Genomic DNA, 11,894 nt, shown 5'->3' on the forward strand with positions numbered 1-11,894 from the left:
TGAATTGAACATGACCTTAAAAGAATTATTGGTAGGGTTCGGCACCCAGGTCCGCAGTATTTGCATGATCGGGATGCACGCCTTCGCCAAACGTGAAACTCAGATGTACCCGGAAGAGCCGGTATATCTGCCGCCGCGCTATCGTGGCCGTATCGTGCTGACGCGCGATCCGGACGGTGAAGAGCGCTGCGTTGCCTGTAACCTGTGTGCGGTAGCTTGCCCGGTTGGCTGTATTTCTCTGCAGAAAGCAGAGACCAAAGATGGCCGCTGGTACCCGGAGTTCTTCCGCATCAACTTCTCACGCTGCATTTTCTGCGGCCTGTGCGAAGAAGCGTGCCCGACCACGGCGATTCAGTTGACCCCGGACTTCGAACTGGGCGAATACAAACGTCAGGATCTGGTGTACGAAAAAGAGGATCTGCTGATTTCCGGTCCGGGCAAATACCCGGAATATAACTTCTACCGGATGGCGGGTATGGCAATCGACGGCAAAGATAAGGGCGAAGCGGAAAACGAAGCTAAGCCAATCGACGTCAAGAGCCTGTTACCGTAAGGAGAGGGGCAATGGAATTCGCTTTTTATATCTGTGGCCTGATAGCCATCCTCGCAACCTTGCGGGTCGTCACCCACACCAATCCGGTGCACGCGCTGCTGTACCTGATCATTTCGCTGTTAGCGATTGCCGGGGTGTTTTTCTCGCTGGGCGCTTACTTCGCCGGTGCGCTGGAAATCATCGTTTACGCCGGGGCCATTATGGTGCTGTTCGTGTTCGTGGTGATGATGCTCAACCTGGGCGGCACCGAGATCGAACAGGAACGCAAATGGCTGCAGCCGGGGATCTGGATTGGCCCGGCCATCCTTTCCGCGGTGCTGCTGGTAGTTATCGTTTACGCCATCCTGGGCATTAATGACCAGGGTATCGACGGCGCGGCGATCAACGCCAAAGAAGTGGGTATTGCGCTGTTTGGGCCGTACGTCCTGGCGGTGGAGCTGGCCTCCATGCTGCTGCTGGCGGGCCTGGTTGTCGCCTTCCACATTGGCCGCGAAGAGCGCGCAGGTGAGGTGCTGAGCAACCGCGTGAATGACAGCGACAAAAGAAAAACGGAGGAACACGCATGATCCCCTTAACACATGGACTGATCCTCGCCGCCATCCTGTTTGTGCTCGGCCTGACTGGTCTTGTGATCCGCCGCAATCTGCTATTTATGCTGATTAGCCTGGAAATCATGATTAACGCCGCCGCGCTGGCATTCGTGGTCGCGGGAAGCTACTGGGGCCAGACTGATGGTCAGATTATGTATATCCTCGCCATCAGCCTCGCGGCTGCGGAAGCGAGTATCGGTCTGGCGCTGCTGCTGCAGCTCCATCGTCGCCGCCAGAACCTGAACATCGATTCAGTAAGTGAGTTGCGTGGATGAACATGCTTGCCTTAACCATTCTTCTGCCATTGATTGGCTTTGTGCTGCTGGCCTTCTCCCGCGGACGCTGGTCGGAAAATCTTTCCGCCACCGTTGGGATGGGCTCGGTAGGCCTGGCGGCGCTGGTGACGGCGTACGTCGGCGTCGACTTTTTCGCTAACGGCAAACAGGCGGTCAGCGTACCGCTGTGGAACTGGATGTCGGTCGGTGATTTCAACATCGGCTTCAACCTGGTGCTGGATGGCCTGTCTCTGACCATGCTCTCCGTGGTAACCGGCGTCGGCTTCCTGATCCACATGTTTGCCTCCTGGTACATGCGCGGCGAAGAGGGCTACTCTCGCTTCTTCGCTTATACCAACCTGTTTATCGCCAGCATGGTCGTTCTGGTGCTGGCCGATAACCTGCTGTTGATGTACCTGGGTTGGGAAGGCGTGGGTCTTTGTTCTTACCTGCTGATCGGCTTCTATTACACCGATCCGAAGAACAACGCCGCGGCAATGAAAGCGTTTGTGGTCACCCGCGTCGGCGACGTGTTCCTCGCCTTCGCGCTGTTCATTCTTTATAACGAACTGGGTACCTTGAACTTCCGCGAAATGGTTGAGCTGGCGCCGCAGCACTTCGCAAACGGCAGCACCACGCTGCAGTGGGCGACGCTGATGCTGCTCGGCGGCGCGGTCGGTAAATCCGCTCAGTTGCCGCTGCAAACGTGGCTTGCCGATGCGATGGCGGGCCCAACGCCGGTCTCTGCGCTGATCCACGCGGCTACCATGGTGACCGCGGGCGTGTACCTGATTGCCCGTACCCACGGCCTGTTCCTGATGACGCCGGAAGTGCTGCATCTGGTCGGTATCGTTGGCGCAATCACGCTGGTGCTGGCGGGCTTCGCCGCGCTGGTGCAGACCGACATCAAACGTGTGCTGGCTTACTCGACCATGAGCCAGATTGGCTACATGTTCCTCGCGCTGGGCGTGCAGGCATGGGACGCAGCGATCTTCCACCTGATGACGCACGCGTTCTTTAAAGCGCTGCTGTTCCTGTCGTCCGGTTCGGTGATCCTCGCCTGCCATCATGAACAGAACATCTTCAAGATGGGCGGCCTGCGCAAATCCATTCCGCTGGTTTATGTCTGCTTCCTGGTGGGGGGCGCGGCGCTGTCCGCTCTGCCGCTTATCACCGCAGGCTTCTTCAGTAAGGATGAGATTCTGGCTGGCGCGATGGCCAACGGTCATATCAATCTGATGGTAGCGGGCCTGGTCGGCGCCTTTATGACCTCGCTGTATACCTTCCGTATGATTTTCATCGTGTTCCACGGTAAAGAGCAAATTCACGCGCACGCAGGGAAGGGGATTACCCACCATCTGCCGCTGATTGTGCTGCTGATTCTGTCCACCTTCGTTGGCGCGCTGATTGTGCCGCCGCTGGAAGGCGTACTGCCGCAGACCACTGAGCTCGCTCACGGTAGCGTGATGACGCTGGAAATGACCTCCGGGATTATCGCTATCGCCGGCATCCTGATCGCCGCATGGCTGTGGCTGGGCAAACGTACGCTGGTGACTTCCATCGCCAACAGCGCGCCTGGCCGCTTCTTCGGCACCTGGTGGTTCCATGCCTGGGGCTTCGACTGGTTATACGACAAAGTGTTCGTCAAACCATTCCTCGGCATTGCCTGGCTGCTGAAGAGCGATCCGCTGAACTCGTTGATGAATATCCCGGCGATTCTGTCCCGCTTCGCAGGCAAAGGTCTGCTGGTGAGCGAGAACGGCTATCTGCGCTGGTATGTGGCTTCAATGAGCATTGGCGCGGTGGTGGTGCTGGCTCTGCTGATGGTACTGCGTTGATTTGAGCGCGCGGTTTTGCCCGGTGGCGCTTTGCTTACCGGGCCTACGAAACCGTAGGTCGGGTAAGCGAATCGCCACCCGACACAACAAATCGCCCTCAAACGTGAATGTAGTCGAATTCGTTGAAAATCGGTCCTGAACGGGACTTTAACAAGGAATAAAAATCGCCATGTTATTACCCTGGCTAATATTAATCCCCTTTATTGGCGGCTTCCTGTGCTGGCAGACTGAACGCTTTGGCGTGAAACTGCCGCGCTGGATCGCGCTGATTACCATGGGACTGACGCTGGTGCTTGGCCTGCAGCTGTGGATGCAGGGCGGCTATTCTCTGACGCAATCCGCGGGGATTCCGCAGTGGCAGTCGGAATTCGTGCTGCCGTGGATCCCACGTTTCGGCATTAGCATCCATCTGGCGATTGACGGTCTGTCGCTGCTGATGGTGGTGCTGACCGGCCTGCTCGGCGTGTTGGCGGTGCTCTGTTCCTGGCGCGAAATCGAAAAGTACCAGGGCTTCTTCCACCTCAACCTGATGTGGATCCTGGGCGGCGTCATCGGGGTATTCCTCGCCATCGACATGTTCCTGTTCTTCTTCTTCTGGGAAATGATGTTGGTGCCGATGTACTTCCTGATCGCGCTGTGGGGGCACAAAGCCTCTGACGGTAAAACGCGTATCACGGCGGCCACCAAGTTCTTCATCTATACCCAGGCGAGCGGTCTGGTGATGCTGATCGCCATTCTGGCGCTGGCATTCGTCCACTTCAACGCCACCGGCGTGTGGACCTTCAACTATGAAGAGCTGCTGAAAACTCCGATGTCTCACGGCGTGGAATACATGCTAATGCTCGGCTTCTTCATCGCCTTCGCGGTGAAAATGCCGGTAGTACCGCTGCACGGCTGGCTACCGGACGCCCACTCCCAGGCGCCGACTGCCGGTTCCGTCGACCTCGCGGGCATCTTGCTGAAAACCGCGGCCTACGGTCTGCTGCGCTTTGCGCTGCCGCTGTTCCCGAACGCTTCCGCCGAGTTTGCGCCAATCGCCATGTGGCTGGGCGTGATCGGTATCTTCTACGGCGCGTGGATGGCCTTCGCCCAGACCGATATCAAACGTCTGATTGCTTACACCTCCGTTTCCCACATGGGCTTCGTGCTGATTGCTATCTACACCGGTAGCCAGCTGGCTTATCAAGGGGCGGTGATTCAGATGATTGCCCACGGTCTGTCCGCGGCGGGTCTGTTCATTCTGTGCGGCCAGCTGTACGAACGTCTGCACACCCGCGATATGCGCCAGATGGGCGGCTTGTGGAGCAAAATTAAATGGCTGCCGGCGATGTCGATGTTCTTCGCTGTCGCCACCCTGGGGATGCCGGGCACCGGTAACTTTGTCGGCGAATTTATGATTCTGTTCGGCAGCTATAAAGTGGTGCCGGTGATTACCGTTATCTCGACCTTTGGTCTGGTATTCGCTTCCGTTTACTCGCTGTCGATGCTGCATCGCGCCTACTTCGGTAAGGCGAAAAGCGAAATCGCGACGAAAGAGCTGCCGGGGATGTCCCTGCGTGAACTGTCTATCATCCTGCTGCTGGTGGTGCTGCTGGTGCTGTTGGGCTTCTTCCCGCAGCCGATTCTCGACACCTCGCATGCTGCGATGAGCAACATTCAGCAGTGGTTTGTTAATTCTGTTTCTACTACAAGGCCGTAATTCGCCATGACAATAACTCCACAACAACTGATCGCACTGCTACCGCTGCTGATCGTCGGCTTGACGGTGGTGGTTGTGATGCTCTCCATTGCGTGGCGACGCAATCATTTTCTCAATGCCACGTTGTCGGTTCTCGGACTTAACGCCGCGCTGGTCTCGCTCTGGTTTGTTGGTCAGAACGGGGCGATGGACGTCACCCCGCTGATCCGCGTTGACGGTTACTCGATGCTCTATACCGGGCTGGTGCTGTTGGCGAGCCTCGCGACCTGTACTTTCGCCTACCCATGGCTTGAGGGTTACAAGGACAATAAAGAAGAGTTCTACCTGCTGGTGCTGATCGCCGCACTGGGTGGCATTCTGCTGGCCGGCGCCAATCACCTGGCCTCGCTGTTCCTCGGTATCGAATTGATTTCGCTGCCGTTGTTCGGCCTGGTCGGTTACGCCTTCCGCCAGAAACGTTCGCTGGAAGCGAGCATCAAATACACCATCCTCTCCGCGGCAGCCTCGTCTTTCCTGCTGTTCGGTATGGCGCTGGTGTATGCGAATTCCGGTAACCTGTCCTTCCTCGCGCTGGGCAAGAGCCTGGCTGACAACGCGCTGCACGAGCCGCTTCTGCTGGCGGGCCTCGGTCTGATGATCGTCGGTCTTGGCTTTAAATTGTCGCTGGTGCCGTTCCACCTGTGGACGCCGGATGTATACCAGGGCGCGCCTGCGCCGGTATCCACCTTCCTGGCGACCGCCAGCAAGATTGCCATCTTCGGCGTGGTGATGCGTCTGTTCCTGTACATGCCGGTGGGCGACAGTGAAGCGGTACGCGTGGTGCTGGGCCTGATCGCCTTCGCCTCTATCATCTTCGGTAACCTGATGGCGCTGAGCCAGACCAACATTAAGCGTCTGCTCGGTTACTCTTCCATCTCACACCTTGGCTATCTGCTGGTGGCGTTAATCGCCCTGCAGAGCGGCGAAATGTCGATGGAAGCCGTTGGCGTCTACCTGGCCGGTTATCTGTTCAGCAGCCTCGGCGCGTTCGGCGTGGTCAGCCTGATGTCCAGCCCGTACCGCGGTCCGGATGCTGACTCGCTGTTCTCCTACCGTGGTCTTTTCTGGCACCGTCCGATCCTGTCGGCGGTAATGACGGTGATGATGCTGTCGCTGGCCGGTATCCCGATGACCCTCGGCTTTATCGGTAAGTTCTACGTGCTGGCCGTCGGTGTGCATGCGCACCTGTGGTGGCTGGTTGCCGCGGTCGTGATCGGCTCGGCGATTGGTCTCTACTACTATCTGCGCGTTGCCGTCAGCTTGTACCTCAGCGCCCCGGAGCAGTTGAACCGCGATGCGCCGTCAAACTGGCAGTACAGCGCCGGCGGTATCGTAGTGCTGATCTCCGCGCTGCTGGTGCTGGTGCTCGGCGTGTGGCCGCAGCCGCTGATTAGCATCGTGCAGCTGGCGACGCCGCTGATGTAATCTGCGCTATAAATAAAAAAACCGCCGACTTGTCGGCGGTTTTTTTATGCCTGCGGTTTACGCCAGCCGATAGACCATAAAATCTTCCGCCAGTAGCGTATTGGCGAAAATCTCCCGGCATTCCGCCAGCATACGCAGGCAGCCTTCGGCATCGTAGCGCGAGCTAAAGTGGGTGGCGATTAGCGTGCCGACCCCCGCTTCTTTGGCAAGCGCCGCGGTTTGCTGACTGGAAGAGTGGCCACGGCTATTGGCTTTCTCCGCCATCGCCTGCTCAAGCGTGGTTTCGTGGACTATCACATCCGCGCCGCGCGCCATCTCCAGCGCCTGCGGGCAGGGGGCGGTATCGCCAAAAATGGCCAGCGTTTTACCCGGCGTCGATGGTCCCAGATAGCGGCTACCGTCGATGACCCGGCCATCTTCCAGTTCAACACGCTGGCCGAGCTTGAGCTGATGGAACAGCGGCCCCGGACGCACGCCATCGGCAATCAGTTGGGCGGCATCGAGCGTTCCGGGCTTGTCATGCTGTTCGATGCGGTAGCCGTAGCACTCCACCGGATGACTGAGCGGGTACGCGCTGACCCGATAGCCATCTTCGTCGAAGACCAGGCCGGGGCCGACTTCGATGATAGTGAGCGGATAATCGGTCCATGAGCCGCTCAGGCGCAGCGCGGTTTCGATGAATTCTTTAATCCCTTTTGGCCCGTAAACCGTCAGCGGCAGCGAGTTTCCCTGCATCGAGCGGCTGCACAACAGGCCGGGCAGGCCGAACAGATGATCGCCGTGCAGGTGAGTGATGAAAATTTTATTCAGTTTGCCTGGGTGGTAAGGGGTATGGAGAAACTGATGCTGGGTGCCTTCGCCGCAGTCAAACAACCACATTTCAGCGCTGGTGGGTTGTTGCAAATTCAGTATTATCGACGTCATATTACGCGTACGGGTCGGCACGCCGGCGGATGTCCCCAAAAATGTTAATTCCATCGTCCAGTGTCCTCAGGCGAGTGGTAAAGCATCAGTATATCAATAAGGAGTCACAAATGATGACCTGGCAGGATTTACATCACAGCGAGCTCACCGTTGCTCAACTGTACGCCTTGCTGAAGCTGCGAAGCGCGGTGTTTGTCGTCGAACAACGCTGCGTCTATCAGGATATCGACGGCGATGATTTAGTCGGTGAGAACCGGCATCTGCTCGGCTGGCGCGACGGAGAGCTGGTGGCCTATGCGCGGATCCTCAAAAGCGAAGAGGAGTTCGAACCGGTGGTGATCGGTCGGGTTATCGTTAGCCCGTCCGTGCGCGGCGAGAAGCTGGGCTACCAGCTGATGGAGCAGGCGCTGGCCAGCTGCCGGCAGAACTGGCCGCAGAAGGCGATTTATCTTGGGGCGCAGGCGCATCTGCAGAAATTTTATGCCAGCTTTGGTTTTGTGCCGGTGACGGAGGTATACGATGAGGACGGTATTGCCCATATCGGTATGGCGCGTGACATCACAACTCATTAAGAAGCTAAATAGTAATAGCGTATCGCTATCAATTATCTATACTTTTCCTCCTGTAGCGAATCCAGTGGCTGGCGTTCGCCGGGCCTGTTAAGGTTCGCTCCCTCATGATGGGTACTGCTATTTATCGCAGCTACCCTTTATAATGTGAGGTTTTTAATTTCGTGGAGGTTCGCGTGCTGTCTGTTTCCACCGCGCTGGAAAGCCTGCTGGGCTGCCTGGCTGAAGATTTCCCTCCGTCACCCGGCACGCGAATTTTTGATATCCCATTCCCGTTAAACGACGCCTTCGACCCGTTACTGTGGTGCGCGCATCAGCCGTGCTGGCCGCAATTCTACTGGCAGCAGCGTAACGGTGATGAAGAGCTGGCGGCGCTGGGGGCGATAACCACCTTTGCCTCTTTGTCCGCGGCGCATGATTTTTTATGCGCGCAGGGGCGGGAAGATCTGCGCATCAGCGGGCTGAATGCGTTCGATCCGCAGCAGGGTCATCTGTTTCTGCCGCGGCTGGAGTGGCGCCGCCTGGGCGGCAAAGCGACTTTACGGCTGGTGGTACACAGTGTGACCTCGCTGCAAGACGACGCGGCCGCCGCGCGGGCGTTTCTTCAATCATTAAATAGCGGGCAGGCGACGGCGGCATCGATGCCGCCGCTGCAAAGTGAGCAGCATGCGCCGGAATACCCGCAGTGGCGTGAGCTGATTACGCAGGCGACGCAGGCAATCGGCGCCGGCGAAATGGATAAGGTTGTGCTGGCGCGGGTCACGGATTTACGCTTTAGCGCGCCGCTGCAGGCGTTTGCCATTATGGCGGCCAGTCGGCGCAGCAATCTTAACTGTTTTCACTTCCTGATGGCCTTTAGCCCACAGCAGGCGTTTCTCGGCTCCACGCCAGAACGGCTGTGGCGGCGACGCGGCGCGCTGCTGCGCACCGAAGCGCTGGCGGGCACCGTCGCTAATCATCACGATGACGCCCGGGCGCAGCAGTTGGCCGATTGGCTAATGAAAGACGATAAAAACCAGCGGGAAAATATGCTGGTGGTGGAGGATATCTGCCAGCGTTTGCAGGGCGAGTCGCCGACGCTTGACGTTCTGCCGCCGCAGGTCGTACGCCTGCGTAAGGTGCAGCATCTCCGGCGCTGTATCTGGTGCGAACTGGCTGAGCCCGACGACAGCCGCTGTCTGCTGCAGCTGCAGCCTACCGCGGCGGTGGCGGGGCTGCCGCGCCAGGCGGCGCTGGCGTTCATCCGCCGCCATGAGCCTTTCACCCGCGAATGGTATGCCGGCTCCGCAGGTTATCTTTCACTGGCGCAAAGCGAGTTTTGCGTGGCGCTGCGTTCGGCAAAAGTCGAAAACGACACTCTGAGGCTGTATGCCGGGGCCGGTATTGTCAGCGGATCTGACCCGCAGCAGGAGTGGCAAGAAATAGAAAATAAAGCGGCGGGATTACGAACGTTATTACTTTCAGAAACGTAGAGAGACGACGTATATCAAAACGGCGCAACTCTGCCTTATCTATACTTAGCATCAATATTTGATACCGGACAATTTCATGTCAGTAAGCGCATTTAACCGACGCTGGGCGGCGGTGATCCTTGAAGCTTTAACCCGCCACGGCGTGCAGCACATTTGCATTGCCCCAGGCTCGCGCTCGACGCCCTTAACCCTGGCGGCGGCGGAAAACCGCGCTTTTATTCATCATACTCATTTTGACGAACGTGGTCTTGGCCACCTGGCGCTGGGACTGGCGAAGGCCAGCCGCCAGCCGGTGGCGGTGATTGTGACCTCCGGAACCGCAACTGCGAATCTCTATCCGGCGCTGATTGAAGCGGGCCTGACGGGTGAAAAACTGATCCTGCTGACCGCCGACCGCCCGCCGGAGCTTATCGACTGCGGCGCCAATCAGGCCATCCGCCAACCGGGAATGTTCGCTTCTCATCCTGCGCAGACCGTTTCTTTACCGCGTCCTTCGCAGGATATTTCCGCGCGCTGGTTGGTCTCGACTATCGATCAGGCGCTGGGCGAGCTGCATGCCGGCGGGGTGCATATCAACTGCCCGTTCGCTGAGCCCTTGTATGGCGATATGGACGATACCGGGCTGGAGTGGCAACAGCAGCTCGGCGACTGGTGGCAGAGCGATAAGCCCTGGCTGCGTCAGGCGCTGCAGATGGAGAGTGAGAAACAGCGCGACTGGTTCTTCTGGCGGCAAAAACGCGGCGTAGTGGTCGCGGGCAGGATGAGCGCCGCGGAAGGTAAAAAAGTGGCTGAATGGGCGCAGACCCTCGGCTGGCCGCTGATTGGCGATGTCCTGTCGCAGACCGGGCAGCCGTTGCCATGCGCCGACCTGTGGCTGGGCAACGGTAAAGCGGTCAGCGAACTGGCGCAGGCGCAAATCGTCGTGCAACTCGGTAGCAGTCTGACCGGCAAACGCGTGCTCCAGTGGCAGGCGACCTGCGAGCCGGATGAATACTGGCTGGTGGATAATCTGCGCGGTCGCCTCGATCCGGCGCAGCACCGCGGTCGCCGTCTGCTCTCAAGCGTTGAGCGCTGGCTCGAATTGCATCCGGCGGAGAAACGCCAGCCGTGGGCGACGGTGATCCCGCAGCTTGCCGGGCAGGCGTGGCAGGCCGCCGTCGCCAGCAACGAGCCTTTTGGCGAAGCGCAGCTGGCGCAGCGCATTCGGCGCTATTTGCCGGATCAGGGACAGCTGTTTGTTGGCAACAGTTTAGTGGTACGCCTGATAGACGCGCTGGGGCAACTGCCGGCGGGTTATCCGGTCTATAGTAATCGCGGCGCCAGCGGCATTGATGGCCTGTTGGCGACCGCCGCCGGCGTGCAGCGGGCGAGCGCCCGGCCTACGCTTGCGATCGTCGGCGATCTTTCGGCGTTATACGATCTCAACTCGCTGGCCCTGCTGCGCCAGGCGTCGGCGCCGCTGGTGCTGATTGTGGTCAATAATAACGGCGGGCAGATTTTCTCTATGCTGCCGACGCCGCAGGACGAGCGCCGCCAGTTCTATTTAATGCCGCAGGACGTGGATTTCAGCCACGCGGCGGCGATGTTCGGTCTGGCTTATCACCGCCCTGATGACTGGCAGTCGCTGGATGAGGCGCTGGCAGGCGCGTGGCGCCGCGCCGGAGCGACGGTAATTGAGCTGGCGGTTAACGAGACCGACGGTACGCAGACTCTCCAGCAACTGCTGGCGCAGGTAAGTCGCCTGTGACGCTCAACGCGGCGGTTGAAAGCGGCCAGCCGGGTTATCCCTGGCTGGTATTCCTGCACGGCTTTTCCGGAGACCGCGACGAGTGGCGTACGGTTGGCGAATCGTTTCCGGCCTGGCCGCGGCTGTATCTCGATCTGCCGGGGCACGGTGGCTCGGCGGATATCGCGGTCGATGGCTTTACCGGGGTTAGCGAATTACTGCAGGCTACGCTAAATAGTTACAACATCCTGGATTACTGGTTGGTTGGCTACTCCCTGGGCGGCCGGGTGGCGATGAACTTCGCCTGCCAGCCGCGTGCAGGCCTGCGCGGCCTGATCGTTGAGGGCGGACATCCGGGCCTGCAGGACGAAGCGTCGCGGCAGGCGCGGCTCATCAACGATAGCGCCTGGGCGGAACGTTTTCGCCGCGAGCCGTTAGCGCAGGTCTTCGCCGACTGGTATCAGCAGCCGGTCTTCGCTTCGCTGGATGCGGCGCAGCGCGCGTCATTGGTCGCCCTACGTCGCCGCAATAACGGTGCTACGTTGGCGGCGATGCTGGAGGCGACCTCCCTTGCCCGGCAGGCCGATTTGCGCCCGTCTCTGCAGGCTCGCGATTTTCCTTTTCACTACCTGTGCGGCGAACGCGACGCCAAGTTTCGCGCTATCGCGCAAGCGCTCGCCGCCGATATCCATATCATTCACCATGCCGGACACAACGCGCACCGGGACAACCCCGCGGCGGTGATTGCCTGTCTGGCGCAGATTCTGGCAAGTTAACTGAAGGA

The 11,894-nt window shown here is 59.0% G+C and carries 11 protein-coding genes; 10 read left to right on the plus strand and 1 reads right to left on the minus strand.

Annotated features, from left to right (window positions below; translation table 11 throughout):
- Positions 1 to 10 precede the first annotated feature (10 nt).
- The 6 genes from nuoI (at position 11) to nuoN (ending at position 6,419) form a co-directional block, all read left to right on the plus strand.
- Positions 11 to 553: an NADH-quinone oxidoreductase subunit NuoI gene (gene nuoI, locus ABLU86_RS07395; protein WP_015365590.1), complete on the plus strand. Its 543-nt coding sequence runs from the start codon at positions 11 to 13 to the stop codon at positions 551 to 553.
- Positions 554 to 564: 11 nt separating this feature from the next.
- Positions 565 to 1,119: an NADH-quinone oxidoreductase subunit J gene (gene nuoJ / locus ABLU86_RS07400; RefSeq protein ID WP_015365591.1), complete on the plus strand. Its 555-nt coding sequence runs from the start codon at positions 565 to 567 to the stop codon at positions 1,117 to 1,119.
- Positions 1,116 to 1,418, plus strand: coding sequence for an NADH-quinone oxidoreductase subunit NuoK (gene nuoK / locus ABLU86_RS07405; protein WP_004865088.1), 303 nt, complete (start codon positions 1,116 to 1,118; stop codon positions 1,416 to 1,418). The genes nuoJ and nuoK overlap by 4 nt, the downstream gene beginning before the upstream one ends.
- On the plus strand, positions 1,415 to 3,256 hold the full coding sequence (gene nuoL, locus ABLU86_RS07410; protein ID WP_015706160.1) for an NADH-quinone oxidoreductase subunit L: 1,842 nt from the start codon (positions 1,415 to 1,417) through the stop codon (positions 3,254 to 3,256). The genes nuoK and nuoL overlap by 4 nt, the downstream gene beginning before the upstream one ends.
- 169 nt (positions 3,257 to 3,425) lie before the next feature.
- Positions 3,426 to 4,955 carry an NADH-quinone oxidoreductase subunit M gene (nuoM, locus tag ABLU86_RS07415; RefSeq protein ID WP_015365593.1) on the plus strand — a complete coding sequence of 510 codons (1,530 nt, stop codon included), beginning with the start codon at positions 3,426 to 3,428 and terminating at the stop codon, positions 4,953 to 4,955.
- 6 nt (positions 4,956 to 4,961) lie between these two features.
- Entirely contained in the window at positions 4,962 to 6,419 is a 1,458-nt protein-coding gene (gene nuoN, locus ABLU86_RS07420; RefSeq protein ID WP_015365594.1) for an NADH-quinone oxidoreductase subunit NuoN, read from the plus strand.
- Positions 6,420 to 6,476: 57 nt separating this feature from the next.
- On the opposite strand, the gene rnz is transcribed toward nuoN, so the two are convergent.
- Complete coding sequence (gene rnz, locus ABLU86_RS07425) at positions 6,477 to 7,397, minus strand: ribonuclease Z (RefSeq protein ID WP_015365595.1); 921 nt, start codon at positions 7,395 to 7,397, stop codon at positions 6,477 to 6,479.
- A 56-nt stretch (positions 7,398 to 7,453) separates the two neighbouring features.
- On the opposite strand from rnz, the gene ABLU86_RS07430 reads away from it, so the two are divergent.
- The 4 genes from ABLU86_RS07430 to menH all read left to right on the plus strand — a co-directional run bounded on the left by ABLU86_RS07430 (position 7,454) and on the right by menH (position 11,886).
- Positions 7,454 to 7,915, plus strand: a complete 462-nt coding sequence (locus tag ABLU86_RS07430) for a GNAT family N-acetyltransferase (protein WP_015365596.1) — start codon at positions 7,454 to 7,456, stop codon at positions 7,913 to 7,915.
- 173 nt (positions 7,916 to 8,088) lie between these two features.
- On the plus strand, positions 8,089 to 9,384 hold the full coding sequence (gene menF, locus ABLU86_RS07435; protein WP_348796142.1) for an isochorismate synthase MenF: 1,296 nt from the start codon (positions 8,089 to 8,091) through the stop codon (positions 9,382 to 9,384).
- 76 nt (positions 9,385 to 9,460) lie between these two features.
- A complete protein-coding gene (gene menD / locus ABLU86_RS07440) occupies positions 9,461 to 11,131 on the plus strand; it encodes a 2-succinyl-5-enolpyruvyl-6-hydroxy-3-cyclohexene-1-carboxylic-acid synthase (protein WP_020078246.1) in 1,671 nt (556 codons plus the stop codon).
- Positions 11,128 to 11,886 (plus strand): 2-succinyl-6-hydroxy-2,4-cyclohexadiene-1-carboxylate synthase, encoded by a 759-nt coding sequence (menH, locus tag ABLU86_RS07445; protein WP_320944783.1) that lies wholly within the window; start codon positions 11,128 to 11,130, stop codon positions 11,884 to 11,886. The genes menD and menH overlap by 4 nt, the downstream gene beginning before the upstream one ends.
- Positions 11,887 to 11,894: the final 8 nt, after the last annotated feature.

The organism is Klebsiella sp. JN_Kp121, from assembly GCF_040062145.1.
Classification (GTDB): Bacteria; Pseudomonadota; Gammaproteobacteria; order Enterobacterales; family Enterobacteriaceae; genus Klebsiella; species Klebsiella aerogenes.